We start from the raw sequence: 24,422 nt of genomic DNA on the forward strand, positions 1-24,422 counted from the left end.
AATTAACTATCTTAGGGTTCAGCAGATTTGTCAATTTTCAGTAACGCTCAGACCTTTCGGGAGATACGTACAAATACACCTTTTTCTGGATAAAATCACACATCGTTTTGTAAGCGTTACCAACTTAAGATGGAAGGGAAGTCGATATTAGGTAGAGGGGGCACATTTATGAAACGATTCAGGTCCGCGATGGCGGGTCTGCTCGCGATGCTGCTGATATTCTCAAGCTTGCCTGTGATGGGAATCGGTAGCGGTTCCGTAGGAGCAGAAGGGGTTGGAGGAACAGGCGCAGGGCTAATTCCATCAGGGACAGTACTCATCAAGAATAAGTGGAAAAATAATTTCTTATATGAAACGTCTGATGGTATCGTGCGTTATGGTATGACCAATCCAGCGGACACATCATCGCATTGGACAGTGGAGACTGTAAATGGTCTGTCACGAATTAAGAATGTGAAGACGGGCCACTACATTACAATGGCTGGTAACAACGGCAAAGAGGATACACTTAAGGCGGCAGATCTCCAAGGAGCTGGAAGTGTTACGGATCAATGGTTGATCGATACTTCCAATAGAAACGGATACATGATCATCCGAAGCGCGAGCGTGCCTGAGAGTAAGCTGGTTATCCACGAGGAGAATCAGCTAGGGTTTGCGCAAGTAAGCTCGGATATCAATATTACGTTTGAGAGTCCGCAGTGGGCTTTTATCGATCCTAACGCAGGAACAGTACCTGTACGGTTGGAAAGCCGGATGCGTCCCGGTCAGGTGATGTATGAGGAGAAAGGAAATGTACTTTACGGTAAACAGCCTTTGAAGAATGAGGCTGCCCAGTGGTTTCTTGAGCCGGGAACGGACGACGGAACACTGATGATTCGAAACCGTGAGACGGGTCATTATATTAAGCAAAATGAAGTGACTTGGGCTGGAGTTTTTTCAGAGGAAATCGATCCGGACAAGGTGATGCTAAGTGAATGGGTGAAAGAAGATGCACCAGGCGCGGATGGAGCGGGTTTTATTACCTTAAGTAATAAAGGATTAACCGACGGAGTTAAACCTTTATGGCTGAATCCTCAGTTTGAGGAAGATAACAACGTGCGCTCTAACAGCTGGCCGGGTGAAGCAACCAGTCATAATGCCCAGTGGAAAGTTGTCCCGATTTCCGAGTTGCAGCCGGTACGCTTGGCAACTTATACAGATGCACAAGTAGCTACAGATTTCTTGTATGAATCCGCAAACGGTGCACTTAAGCACGGATTAATTGCTCCAGATACTGCTGATTCATCCGATCATCTATGGTATATAGAGGATTATAACGGTAATAAACGTATCCGTAATGCAGCGACTAATCATTACCTTTCGTATAGTGATGGCATAGCCAAGGCTGAGCAGATCAGTGGAAGCCTACCATCGGATCAATGGAATTTTAAAGATTCTGATGATTATGATGATTATCTGACACTAGAAAATGTAGAGAGCAAAGGCATCTATCTATCTACCTTGAGTGGAGACAGTGCTGGAGCAAGTGGGGATGCGACTTCATTAAGCGCCCAGTGGCAGCTTCTAGACCCTAACACGCCAACAGATGGCACCATTCCATATTATCGAATTCAAAATGGCTGGAAGTCTTTTTATTGGTATGAATCTGCTGATGGTCTCTTGAAATATGGAAATATGCAAAAGGATGGCTCCGATCAATGGCTGATTGAGAAATATAATGGCCGTAAGTTATTCAAGAACAAGAAAACAGGCCACTACATTAACACAATGAATATGCCAGATGGCCATATCCAGGTCACTGAGCTTTCAGACAGGAATAATGTGGAGCGGGAATTTATCTGGACAGGTAAAAATATTGGCGACAACACATACGTAATCAGCAGTGTTCTCGACAAGCAACCTAATAAATTCCCTGAGAAGTTCATTTCACTTCAAAATCTCACTAAATACGCCGAGTATGGTGTGATCAATCCAGGCTGGGGCAGCCCACAGTGGCGATTTGTTACCGTTACTGAAAAAAAGCCGGACTTGTTCCGCTTCAAGCTAGACGCTGTAAATGGTGAGAATCAATATCTTAAGGATGGTCCTTTGTTAACTTCTCCAGATGTACTAGAGAAATTGCTAGAATCTAAGACAGTCACCGAAGCTGTCTATGATTCGCAGGACACTGAAGCAGTGGTGCCGCAGGATAAACCGGAATCTGCAACCGCTGATCCAAATCCTGTAGCTTTAACTGCTGCGAACGAGGATGTAACAGTAGGTCAGGCTACTTATGGTTCACTTGATATGAATGACGATACCTTTGTCTGGCAGCTGCAAGAAATAGCTGGCAGCAATGGATCTGTGAAGATTAAAAATAAAGGTACTGGACGTTACCTCTCCCTAGAGCATATAGGTGGTGCAGTAGATGAGATTGAGCCTAATGTTGCCGTTCAGACATTGCAAACCGTCTATGATGTATGGGGCAGCATTAAGTGGATTGTGGATATGCAGCCTTCAGGTCTGACTACTTTCAAGAGTGGGTGGGCTGGCCACTATATGTATGGGGCTTCTGACGAGAATGGGAATCCGATTATAAAGATCAGTAAGGCTCCCGATGCAGCGGATAGAAACAGTGCTCATTTTGCCGCTGAAGCCGTTGAAGCCATTGCGCCACCGATCCCTGCTTACCCTGTAAGATTTAAGAATGCAAGCAGTGGGGAGTATTTATACGAGAATGAGCACGGAGTTGTTCTGTACGGGCAGCCGTCAGCAGAGAATGGATTCTCGCATTGGAATATATCTGTGCAAGACGGCAAACAGACGATCATCAATCGAGCAACAGGCCATTATTTAACATTGAATGGAGATTATTCATACTTGGAGAGCAGTAGCGCGGAACCGGCTATAGACGGAGCATCTGCTTGGGAAGTAAGCTTGGCTTCCGATTATACGCACTACACCATTCGTAGTCTCTATGGAGAATACGACGATGAATTAATAAACATTGCGAATAAGACAGGATATGCTGAACGTGCGCTCCTACTAGAGAGTGACGGCTTAGCTCAATGGACTCTTGAAGCGGCTCAGCAGGAGTTTACTACTCCGTCTGGAGAACTGCGCAATAACAATACAACAACTCCAGTTCAGAATGATACCAACATTATAACGATCGTGCCGAAAGGGCTGACTGGTAAAGTATTGGCTGAACAAGAAGGGGCACTCGTATATGCAGAAGCGTCCGACAAGGCGGCTCACTCCCAATGGATCGTCCAAGATGTAAATGGACGTAAACGCATAATGAATGTTCAGACCAAACAATATCTTTCTTTAAATGAAGCAGACCAAGCCGTCTTGTTAGCTTCTGGGGAAACAGAACGTTCCCAGTGGACGCTGGAAGAGAAGTTAGGCTATAAGCTCCTGCTAAGTGCGGATAAAACAGCCTATCTTACTCACGACGCATCAGCTGTTCAACTTGGTTCTGCTGTGGGAGCCGATAGCACTCTTTGGAGCTTCTTGCCAATCCCTACAGATACAATTTATGCAGGAGGAGAAGCATTCCATGGAGATCATGTTATACGGTTTGCAGTCAATGCCCAGCAAGCAGGTGAATATGATGCCGTTGTTCGTTACAAGAATACTTCCAGTGATGTAACAGATCTGCTCTTTGAGGTGAACGGCCTGAAGGAGTCAAATAAAGTTAACGTGGTCAAGACTTCCTCTTGGAAGACTGTACAGGTGAAGCTGCAGCTGCGTGCAGGAATCAACACAATCTCTCTAAACAACGACAATATCGATTGGAATAAAGTAAGTATTGATAGCCTGACAGTAAAAAATAGCGTGAACAAAGTTTACCGCGGGGCAACAGTTCCTTATATTAGCTATGAAGCTGAGGATGCAGTCACTAACGGAACACTAATCGGTCCTTCGCGGAAATATCGCACTATGGCTTCCGAGGCTTCAGGACGACAAGCCGTCGCCTTGAAGAATACTGGGGACTATATAGAGTTCAAGCTTGCAGAAGCAGCTAATTCTATTGTTCTGCGCTATTCCATTCCGGACAGTTCGGATGGTGCTGGTGCTGAAGAAACATTGACTCTATATGTAGATGGCGTTAAGAAACAGCTTAATTTGACTTCAAAATATGCTTGGGAATATGGCAGCTACCCATGGTCAAATGATCCTCGTCAAGGTAGTGGACATCGCTTCTTTGATGAAATTCATGCTCTGATTGGCGATGCTCCCGCCGGAGCAACTATTCGTTTAGAGAAGGGAACAGGAGACCAAGCGACTTCATACGTCATCGACTTGGTGGATATGGAGCAGGTAGCCCCTGAGTTGACTCGCCCTGACGGCTTTATTTCTGTAACGGATTTTGGAGCGGTAGCCAATGATGAGGGAGATGATACCGCCGCTTTCAAGGCAGCGCTTACTGAAGCGAATGCTGAAGGTAAAGGGGTTTGGTTTCCAGCAGGTAAATTTAATGTTGGAGATGGTCTACTGGATCTGGATACCGCTGAAATCCGTGGTGCCGGCATGTGGTATACGGTTCTGAACGGAGCTAAATTCTTCGGACATGGCGGCAAGGTTGGTGTTTACGACCTATTAATTGAAGGCGGCATTAATGTACGGGATGATGAGGCGGTTACCAACGCCTTCCATGGTGCTTTTGGCCAAGGCTCAGTTATTCAAAACGTATGGATTGAACATACCAAAGCAGGTTTGTGGTTAACACAGCCAATGGGTGAGAAGGCTCGCACGAATGGTCTGTATATGGCAGGTCTTCGAATCCGCAATCTGATGGCGGACGGAATTAACTTTGCCGTAGGCACTGGCAACAGCATGATGGAACAAAGTGACATCCGCTATCCAGGGGATGATGGTATTGCGATGTGGTCGTTCACAGATGCCAAATTGAATGAAGTGAATGGCGCGGAACGGACATTTAGCTATAACAATACGGCTCGTTTTAATAACGTCTCACTGCCATGGTTGGCCGATAACATTGTGGTCTTCGGTGGTAAGGATAACAAAGTTCAAGATAACGTGGTAAAAGATACTGTGACTAACGGAGCCGGGATCGCTGTATCTACCCGCTTCTCCGCAGAACCGTTCCAAGGAACGACTATCGTTGAGCGGAATACATTGCTTCGCACAGGTAGTTATGATTCGGGCTACGGGGTAAACCTCGGTGCATTATGGCTGTACGCTGGTGAGAGCGACCTAAAAGGAAAAGTGCTCATCCGTAACAATACAGCGCTCGATAGCACCTATTCTGGCCTGATTGCCCACGGTAATCTGGAGGGAAATGCCCTCACGACGATTGATGGAGTTGTTCTGACGAATAATGTATTAGACGGTGCAGGTACTAGTGGTATAGAAGTAACGAAAAATTTGAAAGGTAATCTGCTCGTCGACAACTTGATTATTCGTGGTGAACGGATGAACCTCCTGTCCAATGCATCTCCTGAATTTAGCATCATTGAACAGAACCAAGGAATAGCCACAGCTGTTAAACCTTTCTCCATCAAGCTAGCAGATGGACAGAGCGGACCTGTTGTACTGGAACAAGGAAAGTCGGCTATTCTTCAGGTGTTAGACAAAGAAGGAGCGGATATTACTACACAAGCTACACTTAATTTTATGAGCAGTGACATTGCTACTTTTACAAACAACAGTATTCATGGAGTTAAAGCGGGAAGCACAGACTTCACGGTAACTGTTGGCAATGATAAGAGGGTATATATAGTTGAGGTGGTGTTACCTAATGGTGGGACGAATCCGGTGGATCCGACTGAACCAACGAGTACCCCTGATCCGGCGGGGTCAGCAAATCCTGTTGCACCTGTCGCTACACCAACGCCAACACCAGCTGGTAATCATGATGCGCAGCTAAAAGCTAAGGCGACTGCTGGGCAAGCTCTTATCGAAATCTCAGCTAACGGAGATGGTATAGCTCGCTTTAGCGCAGAAGCTTTACGCAATGCAGCAGCACTTAGCCCGAATGCGGTGCTTGTCATTGCCGGTGGCGATATGAGCTATCGCTTCCCGTTAGGACTCGTGGAGAGCGTGCTGAAAGCTGCACAAATGCCGGCAGGCACTTTAGAGTTCCAACTCAATCCGCTAAGCGGAAAAGGATTGGAACAACTGCTTGCCAAGGCTGAGCAGCAAGGTTTTAAGGTGCAAGGAACTCCTGCAAGTGTCACCTTAAAGGTCACAGATGGCAAAAACACTGTACCTGCTAATGGGTTCGGCACTACGTATGTAGATCGTACATTTATGATGGAAGGAGCACTGGTTGCAAAGACGGGAGTAGTCCTTATTTACGATGAGCAGACGGGTTCTTTCCGTTATGTACCTGCATTATTCGAGATCCTAGGTGGGATGACCAAGGTTACTGTTAAGAGCAGCAGTGCTAGCGGGATATTCGTCGCTGCACAACACCCTGTAACTTTTGGAGATATTTCTTCACACTGGGCAAAGAACGAGATCGAAACGCTTGCCAGTCGACTGATCTTGACCGGACAATCCAAAGATAACTTTGCACCTCAGAATTCCGTTAGTCGTGCTGAATTCGCAGCTATGCTAATGCGCTCTTTAGGCCTAGCCGCTGCGAACACAACGAAGACCTTTAGTGATGTGTCTGATTTATCATGGTATGCTGCAGACGCCAGAGCTGCGGCAGCCTTAGGACTGGTTCAAGGCTATGAGGATGGAACCTTCCGTCCGAACGCCCCTATTACACGGGAGCAAATGGCTGTTATGGCAGCTAGAGCACTGAAGCTGTTGAACCTTGGAGCTGGAGAATCTGGAGAATCTGGAGCTAAACCTGCGACAAATGTATTTACAGATTCATCTGCTATTTCTTCTTGGGCTAAAGTGGCTGTGAATGTCTTGACAGCAAAAGGAATCATGAAAGGCCAATCGGCAGATAGCTTTGCGCCTGGCAGTGATACTAGCCGTGCAGAGGCAGCTGTAATTCTAGTTCGTTTGCTTAGAACAGCTAAATTATTGAATTAGCGTTGGTGGTAGAAGCTATAACATTTCATATGTAATAAGACAGCAGAGCAGCGGTTCTCCGATTATTGGAGAATTGTTGCTCTGCGTTTTTGCATATAAGGTCAACTGATCCGATAGCGGCCTCCTACGCGATACAGCCTTATTTCAGCTTTCCCATTGATAGATTGACTCTGTAATTTCCGAACTTCAGCAGCTCGTCGAGAAAGTTATTCAAATCCTCTTGGCTTCCCGTACGAACACGTATCCAATAGCAGCCTTCTCCACTGACGCGATGCATTTCTTTAACGCTGTCATGCTGCTTTGCGAATGTCTGAAAGGCTGGATGTACCGTATTCGAACCTAGAAAAACTGTTATAAAGACATGGATCATCTCGCCCACTTTATCTGGATTCCAGCGGACGGTGTAGCCTTCAATCACTCCGGTGTCCTGCATTTTGCGAATACGTGCGCCCACAGCTTGGCCTGTCATATGCACTTGCTGCCCAATGTCTCTGTGACTGATCGTGGAATCATCAATTAGAAGCTGTAGGATGCGAAAATCCACATCATCTATGGAATAAGAACTCGTCATTATTTAAAATCCTTTCTGCGTGAAAGTAGAACAGGCCAATCTCTTTCCAATCTCAATGTATTCTGTTTCAAGGTCCAACTATAATTAATTGTAGCAGAAGATATCTGAAAGAAAGAAGGGCTTACGATGAAAATACAGCATATTCGCAACGCGACCCTATGGATGGAGTATGGGGGAAGTACATTTCTGATCGATCCTATGTTGAGTGAGCAGGGCGCTAATCCTCCCATTTTTAATACGGAAAATGACCGTCGGAATCCGCTTGTATCGTTACCTGGATCAGTAGACAAATGGCTGAATCCTAATGCAATAATAGTCACGCATCTTCATCCAGATCATTGGGATGCCGCTGCGATTTCTTTGTTGCCGCATGATCTACCGCTATTATGTCAGGAGGGAGACAGGGATACCCTAGTAGAGCAGGGATTTGAGAACGTCTCGGAAATCACCGATGAGCTGACATTCCAAGGAGTAACTATAACACGTACCGGTGGACAGCATGGAACCGGAGAGATTGGCAAGCTGATGGGGAAGGTATCCGGGTTTGTCTTTCAGGCGGAAAACGAACCAGTTGTGTATTTGGCAGGAGACACGATTTGGTGTGATGAGGTGAAGATTGCGCTCGATGTATTTAAACCTGAGGCGACGATCGTTAATGCCGGTGGAGCGCAGTTTTTAACCGGAGGTCATATCACAATGAATGAGCAGGATGTCGTAGATTTATGCGAATATACTTCTTCTACTAAGGTGATTGCTGTACACATGGACGCCATCAACCATTGCCTAGTTACCCGCGATAAGCTAAAAGCTCACTTGGAGAAGGAGGAGCTACAGGATCGAGTACAGCTTCCGGAAGACGGGGAATGGTGTTACGTATAAACTATAGGGGGAGTAATCCCCTCTTAAATCTAGCTACAGGCAGAAATAATGCTTGAATTTGAAAACGATCACAAAAATTATTTTACCTGCTTGACTAGACCTTGAAATCATGATAAATTAATTCATGTTCACTTCTAATTTACTTCTAATGTTCCCTGATAGCTCAGTTGGTAGAGCACTCGACTGTTAATCGAGTTGTCACAGGTTCGAGTCCTGTTCGGGGAGCCATTTTTATGGAGAGATACCCAAGTGGCTATAAGGGGACCCTCTGCTAAGGGGTTAGACTGCGTAAGCGGTGCGTGGGTTCGAATCCCACTCTCTCCGTTCTGAATTACATAAGAAGAGCTTCCATTATGGGGGCTCTTTTTTTGTTACGTAAAATTATTTTCGGTTGCTAAATGTGATATATATGGAATTGAGGAAGTGCCGGGGGCAGATCACGCGAATGTGATTTGTCTTTTTTAATCTGAATTATCAGTGATCACTATGAGCATATTCTATATTTTGGAAGGTGAATGGAGTGAGAAGAGCGAATGTTAATGAATCAGTCTCAAGAAGTCAGTTACATCGGCTAACACAGCATTCATATAAAGGAGGGAACATGAAAACTATAAATCAATTACAAACTAAACCTTCAAGTAGATATGATCGCTTTGATCCGGATCAAGAAGGAAATAAAAATACCGAATTTGCTGACATAATAATTGATGGCAGGTCTCTTTATCAAATGCTGAAAAGGCATGATATGGTTCCGTCCCTTGGGTGGGGCAGTGAAGAGCATCAAAGGAAAATGATTAACTATTTTTTATTAAACCAAATGCATGAATATATGTACTACAGATACCCAATATTAGTCTGCCCTTGGTGTGGAGATGAAGAGTGTGGCTTTATATCCGTATTTATTGAGAAAGAAGAGGATCTTATCATATGGAGAGATTTCAAACTGGAACCCAGCAATAAAACTATTGATGTTGGGCCTTTTTATTTTAAATGGGATGAGTACGAGAAAGTTATTAAAGAGACATTATAACATTTCTGCTCGTTGCTATTGCTCTGTGTTTGCCAAGATGGGATCTCATTGATGAGAACTCGTGAATATAAGGAGTGCATTACATGAACAAAGATGAGTACTTTGAAAATCTAGAAGAAATAATTACAGATCAAATATACATTGGGTCATCAGAATCTGATATTCAAAAAGAAATTGAGACAAATATGTGGAGAATTACAATTCAACCTGACTTGGCGAAAGAAAATTTAATTGATGATTTTGACAATTTTATAAATAAAGTAATTGAAAATAGACAAGAACAGATCGGTAGATCAAATTCAGCTAATGGTATGATCTTTTACCTGTGGTTTGATCTAATGGCTAGCCAGTTGAGATTCAACTTAATATCAGATGTAAACAAAGAACTACCATTTGCTTGCTCGATTCAATATACGGGAGATAAAAGAGAAGTTTTAGAAGATTTTATAAATTCACCGTTACATAATGGCCTACCAATAGAAGGATATGATGATGGTTTTGTAGAGAAAGAATTTGTATTAACAATCTATAAAAAACATTTAAGACGGAAAATCATATAAGTCAAAGGAGTGGAATCAACATGGAACTGTTTAAGCAAATACCCTTGTACAGATTTTTGGCATTATGCAATGAAAGTGGTATGGAGAAAACAATATTAGATTGTGGGGCGGGAGGGGATTCACCTCCATTAAGTTTGTTTGCGAATTATGGATACAGTACAAACGGAATTGAGATGAATGTCGAACAAATTGAAAGAGCTAATCAGTTCGCAACTGAAAGAGGACAGAATCTAAATATACAACAAGGCGACATGAGACAGTTGGCGATAAGTGCTGAGTCGATGAGTTTTGTGTATTCGTATAACTCTATTTTTCATATGAGAAAACAAGATGTGAAAAAAGCGATAAATGAAATGAAACGAGTTCTAAAACCTAATGGATTATTATTTGTGAATTTTTTAACCCTAAAGGATTTTAGAGTCGGCGATGGAGTTGATTTGGGGGATAATCAGTTTGAACAAATGGAAGATGATGAATTAGTAATACACTCTTATTATGATTATCATGAAGCAGATTCTATGTTTGATGATTTGCAGTTAATATACAAAGAAGATCGAGTACTGGAAAGAAAGTTTGAAGGTGAATGGATACGACAAGGATTTATCGATTACATATATAAAAAATAGAGACATGATTCAACCTAAATTTGTTTCTCTAGGAGTTAATGGATATGAAACGTATTTATAAACATATAGAAGAATATACCGATAATGAAATAGGGGTATTTAACTGGATAAGTTAGAAAAGAGGTGTTTTTTTTGGGTGAACGAGATGGTAGTTATGTAACTTATACGCAGAAACATAGAGATATCATAATTACAGGAGTGACTGCAATCAACGATTTTTTGAATCGTAAAGATGTTTCTGAAAAGAGAAGTCTATTATTTTGTTTGGACAGGTACTTGGATCCATATTTCGGCTATGATTTGCCGTACTTTGATGATATTATCTTGCTCCTTGAAAAACATCTACTCTTTAATCATAGTAAAGAAATCAACCAGGATATTAATCAATTACTAAATGACTACTCAAAAAGCAATTTGGATTATTTGGCGGACCATATAGAAGAAATTGATCCTGAATTTCTTGCAGATGCTCTATACACATTAAGTAATACTTATAATAAACGATATGTTCCAATTTTTATTAAGTTTGAAATTCACCATAATCAAAATGTAAGTAATACGGCAAAAAATGCATTAATAGAGCTTTCAAAAAAACTGTGAGAGTACCCATATAACAGTTTGCTATTGAGAATATGTATCGAGAGAGTATTAATAAATGCTGTTAAGATGATTACTAAAAAAAGGAGATGTGCCAATGAATAACAGATCAGACTTGCTAAATCAGTTTAAGGAATGGAATGGATTTGTTCTAGAAATTATTGATTTAGATTGGAAAACACCCATCGCTGAAGGAAAATGGACAATTCATGATGTTGTTAGTCATATTATGTTATGGGATAAATACTTCTATGAATCGACGATAGAACCGATAGCATGTGATAAAGCGATAACACTGCAACTTATTGATTACGATCAATTCAATAATGATGCTGTTACATATGGTAAGACAAAAACCAAAGATGAATTAATAGAATTGACTATGAAGTATCGTAACTTACTATTAGATTGTATAAGTAGCCTTGAAGAGGGGAAATACTCGGGAAAATATGTTGACGGAAGGTTTTCCTTTGAGTCCTATTTAAAGGATTTTATATCGCATGACCGACACCATATGATGCAGATTAAAGAATTAGAATTAAAAGGGAAAATGTGAACAGCTTACAGCCTATTCTCCTTCCGTTTATCGGTTGGGAATAAGCTTTTTTTTGTATGTAACAATTGAGACAAATGTTATATCAAATCTAGCAGCCTCTTAAATATCCCTCGTTCTTACGAGACCGCTATCCTTTCGTTTACACATCAAGGGGATATGTCTTATTATAACGGTCTTGCGGCGTGAATTTTTCTATTGAACTTATTCATTACGAGGATCATGGTTCTAGAAGGAAGCTTCTTTATGTTCATGAGATACACAGCGACTCCAGGGAACAATATGAGGAGATCAAGGCAAGGATTAGACGTGATTGGGATATAGAGATGATTGAAGAATCGAAGAATGCTACAGGCTGAGTGGTATGAAAAAAAGTGCTTGCCATGTCCTTATATTTCTGGTATCATAATTTTTGTTGTCACGTTAAGACAATCTTGCTAAGGCCCGTTGGTCAAGGGGTTAAGACACCTCCCTTTCACGGAGGTAACATGGGTTCGAATCCCATACGGGTCATATTATGCGGTAGTGGTGGAATGGCAGACACGCTATCTTGAGGGGGTAGTGGGTGTATACCCGTGGAGGTTCGAGTCCTCTCTACCGCATACAAAAAAAAAGTAAGAAATCCTTTGCTTCGCAGAGGTTTTCTTACTTTTTTTTATAGAGTTAGACAAGTTGATTAGTTCTTGAAGGCTCTTGCATATTGGGGATAGAGCTGTCTGACACAGTCTGGGCAAATATCATGGGTGAATTGCAGAGAAAGCTGATGTTTTAAAAAATGTTCAATGTTGATCCATTCATCCTTAGAATTTCGAATGGATTTGCAGGAAGCGCAGATGGGGATTAACTCTTGTGTTGGCTGACATGTCGAACAGATGCTTGTGATCCCCGACATCTTAGTCCCTTCTATAAATACACCCAAATCATATAGAGAAATTATAAAAGCAGCTTCTAGGTAATAATCAGTGAGCAGCGGATAGATTTCCAAACGAAAGATTCGCGTCCCTTTATAGGCGGTTTGTATGATGAACTCAGAGGTATAAATCTGATGCTCTCTGCGGAGTATAATTTTCACCGAATCATAAAGCTTGACCCATTGATCGGAATCGACGATCACATCTTGCAGAAGCTCCGAATAATAAGCTCCAATCCATTGTTTGTGAGGGGAGAGGCCATATTCATGACTAAATGCCTTCCACTTCCTGTTGGTGAACTGGATAACTCCGTGGCTGTTAATGACCACTGCATTGTGCGGCAGATATTCAAGTGAATGGATAATGGAAGATGATAAGCATTTTGACAAAAGTCACCGCTCCCTCCTAGAGATCCTTCGGGATGACATGTTAATTAAGGGGGTCAGACGGCATTACATCAGACACTTGTCACCTGAGTCGCCTCTTATCGTCACTCTAGCCATATGATATAATCGGATAATACATAGTAACACCAATTATATACTTTTTTGCGTTATTTTGCAATAGGTAATTACTTAAATAAGTCTTTTTTTATTTTTTTGTGAAGGGCGGTTTACGGATGCAGACCATATACGAACGTATAGAGTACTTAATTAAGCAAAAAGGTCTCACCAAGAAATCATTCTGCGAGCAGTTAAATATAAGCACAGGTAATATGGGAGATTGGAAGCGGGGCAAATCTACTCCGGGAACACATAAATTAATTGAGATCGGCGCTTTTTTTCATGTAAGTCTGGACTGGCTTATTTTAGGTAGAAATACATCTGAAATATTGAAAGAGAGCAATGAGTACTATGATTTCGGAGAAGTGAAGTTGAATGAAGATCGAACGAATAAATTGCTTCCAGAGGAAAAGGAATTCATTAAAGAATACCTAGCATTCACTGAATATCGTAAGCAGAAATGGGCCGACGAAAATTCTTAAATCAACGCCTTTACATTTTGGGGAAGTACATTTATAATAATGAATGTTGACCTCAAACAAAGTTTTATGTTTTATCTCACCGCGCGGTAGTGGTGGAATGGCAGACACGCTATCTTGAGGGGGTAGTGGGTGTATACCCGTGGAGGTTCGAGTCCTCTCTACCGCATAACATTTAAATGAGCAAAGACCCTTGATGATTCAAGGGTTTTTTGCTTTTTTATTTTCAATAAAGAAACTGACGCTAATGATACCGTTTTAGCTTTGTTGACGAAATGTTGACGGAAAATTATTAAAGGTATCAAGGAGGACGATTTGTGTTTATTAAACGGGCCCTTGCAATTGCAGTGGTCGGTTGGAGGCGTGGACATAAGGGGGAATAGAGGGATACAAGCTCTATGTATAACAATTTTAAGGGTCAAATGAAAGTTGACTATGTCACTGTGTAAGCGGATTAAGAAACACACAAAAATATTCAGTTATAAATTAGAGGAATTATTGTCAAGCATACTACTCAATTTAGGGATTTTGACTGATTGAAAAAGAATCCGCATAAATCTTCATATTTCATGAATTTTATATTTTCGGGCAAGGTGTCGGTATTAGAGCAAGCGGATATATAATGTCCAGCATCAATTCGGTAAGACTTGAAGTAATAGCCTCTCGTTTCAGGAGAATTCAAAATTTTAGTCCCACTACAATGGAAAGAAAAATTATCTAAGGGAATGGCCAGTCCCTTTCCAACGGCTTTAATGTAGCTTTCTTTCAATGTCCAAAGCTGAAAAAAATACTCCGTCTGTTCGATCCCTTGTTTGGACAACAGATCAAGATATTCTGTTCTATGAAAAAAAGTCTCCGCAATTTTCAAGTCTATCAACTTGATCTCTTCCACATCGATCCCCAATGCGACCTTTTGATTATTCCAAATCAATACCACCCAATGTCCAGAATGGGATATATTAAATGAGAAATTAGGATAATTCTTTAGAAATGGCTTGCCATACCGGCCAACAATGAAATCAATTTCGGGGTTATTTATAGAGGTGTTATGGCATATAATCGCACGCACAAGTAATTCGCCAAATAAGGAATGGTATGCACTCCGAATGTGTTGATATTTCAGGATTCGAGTCTTCTTTTCTTTCCCGATTCTAGTAAGGAAGAGCTGGTAAACATTTGTTGGTATAATCTCTGGTAGTTTCAAAGCGATGATTTCCAATATAATTCAACTCCATAAAGTTATTTGATTATACCCACGACCTTTAAGTTCAAACAAATGAGGTGTTGAATGTCAGATCCTGAGCTTCTAAAATTCTAACGGTTGTTGGCCAATAGACGGGTTGTAACCTCAGTAGTTGAAGTATCCTTGTAAGCTGGCGAACACCAGGACCATTGACGTCTTGAATCAGCAGTGAGGGGAAAGAATACCACCTGCCGGAGAATATCATTTTTTTTCTTTCTTATGTTTGACGGCAACTATACTACAGCACTTATTTAATACCTGTAATAAAGTATTTTTATCTGAACTAGCAATATGCTAAGCACAATAGAATAAATGTGGTATAAAGTCTATTCAACCTATTTTAGAGAAGACTTGCTTCACATGTCAGATCAAGCACTAGTAAGTTACAAAGAAAAAAACTTCAATGTACCTTATACGTTGGAAGCAGAGCTCTTGCATCAAAATAACTTGGTGGACTAATTTTCATTTACACGGCCTGCATAAGTAGCACAAGAGTGTGGGTCACCTCATCTAATCTTTACATAGGTTTTCTTCTACAGCGACGCGCCTTCCTAATTCTGTGAATTGATGGCCTCGCCTGTCTTTTAAATTACATTGTTAGTGTGAAAATTATGTCTAGTACATTCATTGGCAAGATGTGATCTTATATTAAGTAATCTGTGAGATGGCTAATTGTTTCCTTACCATGTTTTGTTCAAGCCCTTTGTGTTTGTTTTCCCTAATCTTTTTCTTGCTTCCATCTTAATGGGTTTGAGTTATTATAAAATCGAAAATTTGAATAAGAGGAGGAGTGATTTGCCAGCCCTTATTTAAAACCAAACCTCAGATTTAAATTGTTGGTGAAAAGCATTTAATAACGTACTTTGCTTTTGAGAATGAAAACCGGCAAAGTATATTTACAGATTTCAGAACTAAATCCGATTAAGCTCATAAATATAGCCATTTCTATTGATTTGTCAGTTCCTTGTTCCCAATCTTGGGGGGGGCGTCGTTTTCCATAAAGTATCCTTCTTGTGGTTTCTAAAATAAAAAGGTTATAGAAATACTCATAGAAATGAGGGTTGCCGCCTTTGATAAGGTGACAGTTAAAGTATAATAAATATATTTTCTCTATTCTATAAATATCGTTATATTCCCTTTCCTTGCCGAGCTTTGAGCCAAGAAACACAATGAACGCTTGTCCCTGCGAAAAGGTGTATAGGCAGTAACAAGAAGTGTTGCAAAAGGAAACAAATAGAAGGTTGTTTCTATTTTTTGTTTATGACGCACTGGCTTGCAGTCTAGCGGAAACTCAAAATACTCCATTTTGGGTGGATTCCTTTCCCAACGACCAATTACTTGTTCAGGCTCACGTTCGAAAAGGCACTCAGGATTGAGTATCTGATAACTTTTTATACTGTTAACAGTGTTTCTGCTGTTAGTATTGATCGAGGACACCCGTTAATAGACTGGAGATAATGAAATTAACGTGGTGCCACATGAGTGGAAGACTAAATAGCTACAACGAAAAAATAAAAACAGGTGTAATATACATTCAAGAGTAGACCAAGACGGTAGCAGAATCGGCTCAGGAGCTGTATATCCCTGCTAAAACACTGCACCAACGGCTGCGCAAGTACCGGCAGTTCCAAGCAAGCCTGTTTCTAGTCCTGGAAAATCAGAAAGCTCGAACACTGAGAGAGAAAGAGCAGAACAGAGTATCGAATCAAGGCAAGCATAATTCGGAAAGGTAATTGCTATGATAAGGTTTGTATTGAATCTTTACACGGTCTGCCAAAAAAAAGAGTTTGTGTATTGTGCTCAACTGAGAACGAAGAAACAAGCTTATGTTGCGATCTCCAATTCATTGAATTTTTATAACTGCAAACGAATTCACGGTTCTCTAGGCTACGTTCTTCCAGTTCAGTTTGGAACGAGATTCAAACAAATACAACAAAACTACTTTCTTGATAGAGGTTCACGAAAGCAGCTCGTATAACATCATCACCTCTCTAAACATATCATAATTTCTTGCCAGTGTGATGTCTTAAGTAACTCATTCATCTATGTTCTTTTGGTTGTATTCTTCTCGATCTTAATGCGTTTTTGTTGATTTACTTGAAAAAATAAAAATATTGACAAAGTATAATATATAAGTTGAAAATGATAAGGAGTTTTACTACATATGCAGTCATTAAAATTTTCCAAAAAAGGGAGGGCGTATGCTATGTTTAGAACACTTCTAAAATCTAAGATTCATAAAGCAATAGTCACAGAAGCGAATCTTAACTATGTGGGAAGTATTACAATTGACAAAAATATCCTCAATGCTCTTGATATGTTACCTAATGAAAAAGTCCAAATAGTTAATAACAACAATGGTGCACGTTTTGAAACTTATATAATAGAGGGTGCTCCTGGATCAGGGATTATATGTTTAAACGGTGCAGCGGCTAGATTAGTACAAATTGATGATACAATTATTATTATGTCTTATGTTATTTTAAGTGACGAAGAAGCACGAAAACACATTCCACGAGTCGGAATTATGGGGAAAAACAATAAAATAGTTGAAATTTTAAATGAAGAGCTTCAATCAACCATCTTGTGATTACTCACTTAATAATTAAAGTATAATTACTAACATTGACATTTTCTAATCTGTGGCGGCGTTGATAGTACGACGTAATAACTCAGGCCAGGCAGTGGAGTAAATGACACAAACAGCGCAAAGATAACTAATATAGATAGTTTTACAAAACGTTTCAAATGTTTGCTCTGTTAGACCAATTTCTGGTTCCGCACAAGTTACTTCCTCCCTATAATGAATTTTATTTGCTTCTGTTCATAGGGCTAATTAGTGATCTTCATTCCAAAATACTCAGAGATTTTTTCAACCCGAGATTCTGTACTTTATTCATATTAAGATGATAAATTTTATAGGTTCCCTACTCTTTTCATTTCAATTGAATTTAAGGAGAAGTTGGGATGATAATTAACAACGTTGAAAGCGGCTGGTGTTACGTCGAGTTCTAACATCTTTTAATTCCATAGTGGGATGATTTCGTAGCTTTAAAATTAAGCGCCCTTTAACGATGGAATATGTCGTTAAGAGTACGAATCTAAAAGTAAGTATAGACGATATGCATCAAAGCACTCGGTGATAATTACCTTCGTAATGAACAAGAACATACATGCGAGATAAGTATTTCTAAAAAGGCTTGCTTTTGCTTTTCAGTAAGAACGCAGAGAAATGTTTAAAAAGAGAATTTTGAAATATATAGGGCTAGAAAGGTATTCAAGAGAAGGAAATCACCTCAAAAGATGCGTTCTCTGCGCATGATAGAAATAATTAATTATGAACAATACAGCCTAGATGTGGATTGTATAATAAAATCCACATCTGTTGATTAACCGAATTATGAAAATAGTATGTATAAACCAAAATCTTCCACTATAGTTGCGAAGTTAGCAGAGTAAATAGTTGCTCGAACTCAGCAAGTGTTAATAAATGCACCTAAAGGAACGGTGTTGTGTGTATTGCTCATATAGGGTTAGTGGTGCAGAAAGCCTTGTCCAACCTGATGAAGGGCCGGACGACGATTGTCATTGCGCACCGGCTGGCTACTGTTGTGAATGCGGATCAGATTATCTTTATGGAGAAGGGCCGAATTACCGGCAGAGGAACACATGAAGAATTACTGCGGGAGCATGAGCTGTACCGGGAATTCGCCGACCAGCAGCTGCAGCTCAATACACCGGTGCTTCCGGGCGGCGGTGAAAAGGAGGGTTCAGCGGGAAGTGGCCAAAATTCTGGTAGTGGACGACGATCCGCACATCCGCGAATTGGTGGAAGTCTTTTTGAAGGCTGAAGGCATGGGTGAGATATACGGTGCTTCCGATGGCGTAGAGGCGCTTGGGCTCCTTGAGAATAATGGGGTGGATCTGGCGGTTATTGATGTCATGATGCCGAATATGGATGGCTGGGAACTGTGCAAGGAACTGCGCCGGAGCTATGCTGTATTCGGCATCATTCTAAACTTTTTGGAATGTTGAGGTGCTGCTGAATCCATTGGAAGAAGACACTGCTTTTAAAGATCTCTGCAATTTGCTCTGTAGAATGCCAATACAAAATCATGGCGAGAATGACGATGTTTTCTTTCGGATTTTTTAGGATCACTTCCCTTCTGGAAAAGTGCCCTTTTCTTTTGAATTGATAAATAAAATCTGTTCAATGCTTCCTGTAAATGGGTATTTTTTTAAATACGGATTTTGGAAGGTCGTACTATCGCGAAGCTGAATCACAAAATTTTTCTGCTCGTGATAGCTGTCAAACAGCTTGTGCTTTCAAATTGCTATATTTGTAAGGGCTGCTGCTTACTAAGGATGGCGTATACGTGATGGAGTAGCTTGTTGGCGCAGGCGATCAAGATCACCTTGTAGGGCTTGCCCTTATTTCTTTTTTTCTCATAGTAATCTTGAACTCTAGGGTTGGTTCTTCCTTGAATACCACACTGTATGGCTAAATATAACGCTCGACGAAGTCTCTTAGAGCCTCGTTTGGTAATTTTGGAGATGGTCGCTGTGATTCGCCCGAGCTGAATACGTCAGGATCTAATCCGCAAAAACCACCAGTTGTTTAGCTTCTTTAAACTGGAACATCTCCGATTTCTGCGACAATTGCGGCTGCCAGCTTATCCCCGATTCCCGGTATACTCATCACGAGTTCAACCTCTGGAAGATGCGTTGCCATTTCTTCCATCAGCTTCTCCAATACGCTCATTTGTTCTGTAAATGCAAGAAATAAGTCTAACATATTGCATAAAACAGAGGTTTACGCGAGATTTCTTGGCTCTTTACTCCAGCGGGACAATACTTCCCTAAGATGTTCTGTTTTTGCTTCTGCCTACTCCTTAGAATGTGATTTCCCTGCATATTTGGATAACCACATGAAGGTTCTTCCCCTGATCTTCCAGGACTGCCCAGCGCATGGAGAGACGTCACCGAGAATAGATTACCAAAAACATTCTCATATTTTGGAAAAAATGATCCATCAAGCTCCTCATGTTTAACTTCGCTTGCACAAACATCTCCATTACAAACTCACGCTGCCTCGTTACATGCTGAAGCTCCGTATGTTCCTCCTCCCAAGTCCGGAGCGGATGAACATCTCTCCGATAATACATATCAGCTAAATGCCAAGCATCTGCCGCATCCGTCTTCGCCTTTCTTAATTGGGTGTCTTTCGTTCGCTTGGCCTTTAAGGGATTAACGAAGAAATACGTTCAACTGGGGAATCTGCTGTCTGTGTCTGCAATTCTGTCAGTAGCCTACCCAATTGTTCAAATCCACTTTTCTCATGCGAGATGCTTATTGCCTTCCTCCAAGGCTCGTTCCGCTTTAAAAAGATTGTACGACACTGAATCCTTTGGCTACATCGACTTCCACTATAGGTTCCATTATAACCTCCTAAATCATATTTGCCGACACTTCTACGAAGGTTCCAAACCCATAGCTTTGCTTGTGATGATGGATCTGTTGCCCCTACCAGCTCAAACATAGTCATTGGGGATAGTAGGAGAACAGTTTTTTTGACGGGGAAACTCCCCAAAAGAGCACTCGTTCTCCCGGCCACCGCCTTCTTAAAACACCTGTAAAAATGGGCCAAACAGAAGTCTCTGGCTGACCTATAATACGAAAAGAGACCAATTTGACCGTTTTGCAGCTAAAAGGACTAGGCATTTCTGTATCCTTATTATTTGTTTAAACATGTTACGCTGGATAAAGGACATGAATATGTGATTTACAAGATTAACGTGGATATATTTGTTGAAAGTGAAGGTAAGTGCCCAGTATATGTCGAAAGAGTGAAAAAGGATATATTTAGGGGGAAATAGGGATTTTGAATATAGGGCTACTTTAGTTCTGATAAATTTTTTTGGTAATTGTAGATGAGCATTTTATTTTGCATATCGATCTATTTCGAATGATATTTTAGAGAATTTAAAAATCAAATAAGGAGAGATAGAATGAATTTTTTATTGATACAATCACTTGATTATTTTTCGCCATCTAACGAGGCTTATAAAGCAAGTCGAATGCTGATGGAGAACATGGCAGCCAAGGGTCACAATTGCTATGTAATTATACCTGTCAAATTCGAAAAAAAATTCTTTGAAATATATCCGAACGAATTGAAAAGAAAGAGTCTGAAATCCTTCCCAAATAATTATGTAGACATTGTCCATTTAAATGGAGTAGATGTGTATTTTGTGGCAGATGGTATACATTCTTATATACAAAACCAGATTATAGAACTGAATCCTACATGGGTATTGGTTTCGGATGATGAGACGTATGAAACTCTATCTGCAGTTCTCAAGGCTGTTCCTAAAAATATATTGTTTATTGCCCACAATCGGTCTCATTTACCTTTCGGCCCGGAGAGTCTTTGCCCAAGTATAGATAGTACTCAATTGGTAAGTAAAGTTAGTGGCATTATTACAATCAGCCAGTATGTTAAAGATTACATTGAGAAGTGGTCCGATTTGAAGGCTGAACTAGTGAGTCTCCCTGCATATGGTACTTCGACTACAGGAATTTCATTAGAGGATATTTTAACCTTGGTCTCGGATAAATCCTTGACTCGACTTCCCAAAAAAGTAGAGAGTGTACTTGATGTATTAAGTGAGGAGAAGAAGGGCCAACTTGCATTACTGCTGAAGAAAAAACGGGAAGGCGCGAAGCTGGTCAGAAACGCAGGTAGAGCTTTATACCCTATATCCTACGGACAAGAGTCGCTATGGCTGTTCGACCAATTTAATCATTTGGATACTACCTATAATGTAATTTCCCTTACAAAGCTAGTGGGTCAGTTAGATGTACTAGTCCTTCATAAATCAGTTGAACAAATTATAGATCGACATGAGATTCTACGAACCACATTTCAGATGGTCGAAGGATTGCCTATGCAGGTCGTACATGAAGTCATTCCAACGCGGATAGAAGTTTTGGATATGACCGATTGCAGCGGCGTAGAGCAGGAAAGCCGGGTACGTCAGTGGGTGGATGTGCAGGAGAGAACAGTTTTGGATTTGAGAACAGATCCACTGTTTAGTGTGAAGGTTTTGAAATTATCGCCAAATGAAAATATTCTAGTGATCAGCATTCATCATATTATTTCAGATGGCTGGTCTTCGAATTTATTGATAGGGGAATTAGTTACGCTTTACGAGGCTTATGTTGAAGGGAAGGAAAGCGCTTTAACCGAATTACCCTATCAATATGGAGATTATGCGCTTTGGCAACGAGAAGGGCTAAAGGGGGGAGAACTCAAACGGTTACTGACCTATTGGAACGAACGCCTAAAAGGGGAACTTCCAGTCTTAAGGCTACCGACCGATTACCCACGTCCAGCGGTCCAAAGTTATCGAGGTTCAAGTGTTTCATTTCAAATCAATAAAGAACTGACGCAACAACTGAAATCAGTCAGCCAAATGGCGGGAGCATCTCTGTTTATGCTGTTGTTAGGGGCTTTCCAAACCTTGTTGTACCGGTATACCGGACAGGAAGATATTGTGGTAGGCACACCAGTAGCTAATCGAAACCTTTCGGAAATCGAAGGGTTGATTGGTCTATTTGCGAATACCTTGGTGATACGCACTGACTTGTCAGGATCACCGACATTCGCCGAGGTCATCCAGCGCGTACGGGAAGTAGCATTGGGTGCGTATGCTCATCAAGATTTACCGTTTGGGAAACTAGTGCAAGAGATACAACCGGTGCGGGATCAGAGTTACTCTCCTCTGTTTCAGGTGATATTTGTGCTACAGCATGCATCGGAGGAAGGGGTAGGTTTTAAGAACTTAGAACAGGTGGATATAGCGATAGAAGAAAAGACGTCGAAATTTGATCTAACCTTATCTCTAATAGAAGGTAAAGAGGGATTAACCGGAACTATAGAATATTGCACAGATTTATTCCTTCGGGAAAGTATGGAACGTATGGCGAGCCACATGACGGAATTATTGAGAGGGGTTGCAGAAAACCCAGACCAACGAATTGGAGAGCTGCAACTGCTGAGTAAAGACGAGGCTCAGCAGATCCTGTTTGAATGGCAAGGACAGGAGGTAGAGGTCGTAGAGCAGTGCCTGCATGAGCAGTTTGAGAACCAGGTGCGGCGGAACCCGGAAGCGGTAGCGGTGGTGTATGGCGAGGAGCGCGTGTCGTACGGGGAACTCAACCAGCGAGCGAATCAGTGGGCACATTACTTGCAAAGCCAAGGCGTAGGACCGGACGACCTAGTCGGAATTTACATGGAGCGGTCGGTAGAGATGCTGGTGGGACTGCTGGCGGTGTTGAAAGCAGGCGGAGCGTATGTGCCGCTGGATCCAGCGTACCCCCGGGAACGCATCGCGTACATGATGGAGGACACGCAAGTGCGTGTGCTATTCACTCAGGAGAAACTGGGGGGGGGCATGCCTGAAAATAAAGCAACAGTGTATTATTTGGACCAGGAGCCTACTGACTTTCCAAGGGAAGCCGTGGAGAACCCAGTGAGTGGAGTGACACCGCAGAACCTAGTGTATGCAATCTATACTTCTGGATCGACGGGTAAACCCAAGGGAGTCCTCATCGAACATGCTTCGGTACTAAATAATTTACTGGATATGATTGACGTTCTCCCAATCGAAGCTTCAGATACGGTACTTAGTTCAACCTCGCTTTCGTTTGACCCTGCTGGAGTAGAGTTGTTTGCACCGCTACTTGTAGGCGCACAGATCTTAATCGTTGACTCGGTAAAAAGTGTAGATCAGGCGGTAATTGCGAACGTAACGATGATGCAAGGCACTCCGTCCACCTTTAGAATGTTACGGAAATTGGATATCCAACAAAAGAAAATGCTTATCGGTGGAGAAGCCCTGCCTGTGGAGATGGCTAAGGATTACATACATAAAAACAACACGGTATGGAATGTGTACGGGCCAACGGAAACTACGATATGGTCAACGTATCATAAAGTGGAAGAGAAGCAAGGAAGTACAGCTAGCAGTGTCCCGATCGGCCGGCCGTTGCCCAAGGATAACGTCTATATCCTTAATCGTGAACTTCAAGTGGTACCGATTGGTGTGCCTGGAGAACTATGCATTGGAGGAACGGGTGTAGCACGGGCATACCTGAACCGACCGGAACTGACGGCGGAGAAGTTTATTCCTCATCCGTTTAAGAGCGGTGAGCGGTTGTACAAGACAGGAGACCTTGCACGGTGGCTGCCGGACGGAAACATCGAATACTTGGGCCGGATGGACGATCAGGTGAAGATTCGAGGATACCGGATTGAGCTGGGCGAAATCCAGACGTTGCTGACCGGGTTTCCTGAAGTGGAGGAAGCTATTGTTGTGGCGCGAAAAGATGGAGAAGGGCAGCAATCCCTGTGCGCTTATGTGGTAGCAGATACTCCGTTAGCTGTTGCTGATCTACGGAGCTATCTGA

The 24,422-nt window shown here is 41.6% G+C and carries 17 protein-coding genes, 5 tRNA genes and 2 pseudogenes; 18 read left to right on the plus strand and 6 right to left on the minus strand.

Features of this window, described 5'->3' with window-relative positions:
* The first annotated feature begins 168 nt into the window (after positions 1-168).
* On the plus strand, positions 169-6,999 hold the full coding sequence (locus ACWNM1_RS17250; protein WP_449601878.1) for an S-layer homology domain-containing protein: 6,831 nt from the start codon (positions 169-171) through the stop codon (positions 6,997-6,999).
* Between the two features lie 139 nt (positions 7,000-7,138).
* Here the strand turns inward: ACWNM1_RS17250 and ACWNM1_RS17255 are convergent, their stop codons facing one another.
* The gene (locus ACWNM1_RS17255) at positions 7,139-7,570 is read right to left on the minus strand and encodes an Lrp/AsnC family transcriptional regulator (RefSeq protein WP_449601879.1); all 432 of its coding nucleotides are present in this window, start codon (positions 7,568-7,570) and stop codon (positions 7,139-7,141) included.
* Between the two features lie 126 nt (positions 7,571-7,696).
* Here ACWNM1_RS17255 and ACWNM1_RS17260 point away from each other — a divergent pair, with 126 nt between their 5' ends.
* The 10 genes from ACWNM1_RS17260 to ACWNM1_RS17305 all read left to right on the plus strand — a co-directional run bounded on the left by ACWNM1_RS17260 (position 7,697) and on the right by ACWNM1_RS17305 (position 12,417).
* Positions 7,697-8,449: an MBL fold metallo-hydrolase gene (locus ACWNM1_RS17260; RefSeq protein WP_449601881.1), complete on the plus strand. Its 753-nt coding sequence runs from the start codon at positions 7,697-7,699 to the stop codon at positions 8,447-8,449.
* A gap of 152 nt (positions 8,450-8,601) precedes the next feature.
* Positions 8,602-8,677, plus strand: a tRNA-Asn gene (locus ACWNM1_RS17265).
* A 7-nt stretch (positions 8,678-8,684) separates the two neighbouring features.
* Positions 8,685-8,773: transfer RNA gene (locus tag ACWNM1_RS17270), tRNA-Ser, on the plus strand.
* 277 nt (positions 8,774-9,050) lie between these two features.
* A complete protein-coding gene (locus ACWNM1_RS17275; RefSeq protein WP_449601883.1) occupies positions 9,051-9,479 on the plus strand; it encodes an oxidoreductase in 429 nt (142 codons plus the stop codon).
* 83 nt (positions 9,480-9,562) lie between these two features.
* Positions 9,563-10,039: a hypothetical protein gene (locus ACWNM1_RS17280; protein WP_449601885.1), complete on the plus strand. Its 477-nt coding sequence runs from the start codon at positions 9,563-9,565 to the stop codon at positions 10,037-10,039.
* A 20-nt stretch (positions 10,040-10,059) separates the two neighbouring features.
* Complete coding sequence (locus tag ACWNM1_RS17285) at positions 10,060-10,665, plus strand: class I SAM-dependent methyltransferase (RefSeq protein WP_449601886.1); 606 nt, start codon at positions 10,060-10,062, stop codon at positions 10,663-10,665.
* Between the two features lie 132 nt (positions 10,666-10,797).
* Positions 10,798-11,265 (plus strand): hypothetical protein, encoded by a 468-nt coding sequence (locus ACWNM1_RS17290; RefSeq protein ID WP_449601887.1) that lies wholly within the window; start codon positions 10,798-10,800, stop codon positions 11,263-11,265.
* A 94-nt stretch (positions 11,266-11,359) separates the two neighbouring features.
* Complete coding sequence (locus ACWNM1_RS17295; protein ID WP_341049804.1) at positions 11,360-11,818, plus strand: DinB family protein; 459 nt, start codon at positions 11,360-11,362, stop codon at positions 11,816-11,818.
* A gap of 438 nt (positions 11,819-12,256) precedes the next feature.
* Positions 12,257-12,328, plus strand: a tRNA-Glu gene (locus ACWNM1_RS17300).
* Positions 12,329-12,334: 6 nt separating this feature from the next.
* Positions 12,335-12,417 (plus strand) — tRNA-Leu (locus ACWNM1_RS17305).
* Positions 12,418-12,491: 74 nt separating this feature from the next.
* Here ACWNM1_RS17305 and ACWNM1_RS17310 read toward each other — a convergent pair.
* Entirely contained in the window at positions 12,492-13,115 is a 624-nt protein-coding gene (locus ACWNM1_RS17310) for a hypothetical protein (RefSeq protein ID WP_449601888.1), read from the minus strand.
* Between the two features lie 230 nt (positions 13,116-13,345).
* Between ACWNM1_RS17310 and ACWNM1_RS17315 the strand changes: the two genes are divergently transcribed.
* Both ACWNM1_RS17315 and ACWNM1_RS17320 read left to right on the plus strand, forming a co-directional pair.
* Positions 13,346-13,711, plus strand: a complete 366-nt coding sequence (locus ACWNM1_RS17315) for a helix-turn-helix domain-containing protein (protein ID WP_449601889.1) — start codon at positions 13,346-13,348, stop codon at positions 13,709-13,711.
* Between the two features lie 83 nt (positions 13,712-13,794).
* Positions 13,795-13,877: transfer RNA gene (locus ACWNM1_RS17320), tRNA-Leu, on the plus strand.
* Between the two features lie 345 nt (positions 13,878-14,222).
* Here ACWNM1_RS17320 and ACWNM1_RS17325 read toward each other — a convergent pair.
* Positions 14,223-14,927: a 4'-phosphopantetheinyl transferase family protein gene (locus ACWNM1_RS17325; RefSeq protein WP_449601890.1), complete on the minus strand. Its 705-nt coding sequence runs from the start codon at positions 14,925-14,927 to the stop codon at positions 14,223-14,225.
* A gap of 1,762 nt (positions 14,928-16,689) precedes the next feature.
* On the opposite strand from ACWNM1_RS17325, the gene ACWNM1_RS17330 reads away from it, so the two are divergent.
* From ACWNM1_RS17330 to ACWNM1_RS17345, 4 genes and pseudogenes are all read left to right on the plus strand, one after another.
* Complete coding sequence (locus ACWNM1_RS17330; protein WP_449601891.1) at positions 16,690-16,929, plus strand: IS3 family transposase; 240 nt, start codon at positions 16,690-16,692, stop codon at positions 16,927-16,929.
* A 228-nt stretch (positions 16,930-17,157) separates the two neighbouring features.
* Positions 17,158-17,541 carry an aspartate 1-decarboxylase gene (panD, locus tag ACWNM1_RS17335; protein WP_449601892.1) on the plus strand — a complete coding sequence of 128 codons (384 nt, stop codon included), beginning with the start codon at positions 17,158-17,160 and terminating at the stop codon, positions 17,539-17,541.
* Positions 17,542-18,487: 946 nt separating this feature from the next.
* A pseudogene (locus ACWNM1_RS17340) lies at positions 18,488-18,802 on the plus strand (multidrug ABC transporter permease); the annotation flags it as partial.
* Entirely contained in the window at positions 18,792-18,986 is a 195-nt protein-coding gene (locus ACWNM1_RS17345; protein WP_449601893.1) for a response regulator, read from the plus strand. The pseudogene ACWNM1_RS17340 and the gene ACWNM1_RS17345, both read left to right, overlap by 11 nt.
* 299 nt (positions 18,987-19,285) lie before the next feature.
* On the opposite strand, the gene ACWNM1_RS17350 is transcribed toward ACWNM1_RS17345, so the two are convergent.
* The 3 genes and pseudogenes from ACWNM1_RS17350 to ACWNM1_RS17360 form a co-directional block, all read right to left on the minus strand.
* Positions 19,286-19,534, minus strand: coding sequence for a transposase (locus ACWNM1_RS17350; protein ID WP_449601896.1), 249 nt, complete (start codon positions 19,532-19,534; stop codon positions 19,286-19,288).
* 44 nt (positions 19,535-19,578) lie between these two features.
* Entirely contained in the window at positions 19,579-19,692 is a 114-nt protein-coding gene (locus ACWNM1_RS17355) for a transposase (RefSeq protein ID WP_449601894.1), read from the minus strand.
* 238 nt (positions 19,693-19,930) lie between these two features.
* A pseudogene (locus ACWNM1_RS17360) lies at positions 19,931-20,152 on the minus strand (IS110 family transposase); the annotation flags it as partial.
* An 807-nt stretch (positions 20,153-20,959) separates the two neighbouring features.
* Between ACWNM1_RS17360 and ACWNM1_RS17365 the strand changes: the two are divergent.
* Positions 20,960-24,422, plus strand: a 3,463-nt coding sequence (locus tag ACWNM1_RS17365) for a non-ribosomal peptide synthetase (RefSeq protein WP_449601895.1), incomplete at its 3' end; no start/stop codon positions are given.

The organism is Paenibacillus sp. Marseille-Q9583 (genome assembly GCF_976954365.1).

Excerpts from the sequence above, each read along its gene's own strand:
- ACWNM1_RS17355 (WP_449601894.1), bottom strand. The coding sequence starts at position 19,692 with ATGGAAGAAATGGCAACGCATCTTCCAGAGGTTGAACTCGTGATGAGT.
- ACWNM1_RS17330 (WP_449601891.1), top strand. The coding sequence starts at position 16,690 with ATGATAAGGTTTGTATTGAATCTTTACACGGTCTGCCAAAAAAAAGAG.
- ACWNM1_RS17275 (WP_449601883.1), top strand. The coding sequence starts at position 9,051 with ATGAAAACTATAAATCAATTACAAACTAAACCTTCAAGTAGATATGAT.
- ACWNM1_RS17295 (WP_341049804.1), top strand. The coding sequence starts at position 11,360 with ATGAATAACAGATCAGACTTGCTAAATCAGTTTAAGGAATGGAATGGA.
- ACWNM1_RS17255 (WP_449601879.1), bottom strand. The coding sequence starts at position 7,570 with ATGACGAGTTCTTATTCCATAGATGATGTGGATTTTCGCATCCTACAG.
- ACWNM1_RS17315 (WP_449601889.1), top strand. The coding sequence starts at position 13,346 with ATGCAGACCATATACGAACGTATAGAGTACTTAATTAAGCAAAAAGGT.
- ACWNM1_RS17280 (WP_449601885.1), top strand. The coding sequence starts at position 9,563 with ATGAACAAAGATGAGTACTTTGAAAATCTAGAAGAAATAATTACAGAT.
- ACWNM1_RS17250 (WP_449601878.1), top strand. The coding sequence starts at position 169 with ATGAAACGATTCAGGTCCGCGATGGCGGGTCTGCTCGCGATGCTGCTG.
- ACWNM1_RS17260 (WP_449601881.1), top strand. The coding sequence starts at position 7,697 with ATGAAAATACAGCATATTCGCAACGCGACCCTATGGATGGAGTATGGG.
- panD (WP_449601892.1), top strand. The coding sequence starts at position 17,158 with ATGTTTAGAACACTTCTAAAATCTAAGATTCATAAAGCAATAGTCACA.
- ACWNM1_RS17285 (WP_449601886.1), top strand. The coding sequence starts at position 10,060 with ATGGAACTGTTTAAGCAAATACCCTTGTACAGATTTTTGGCATTATGC.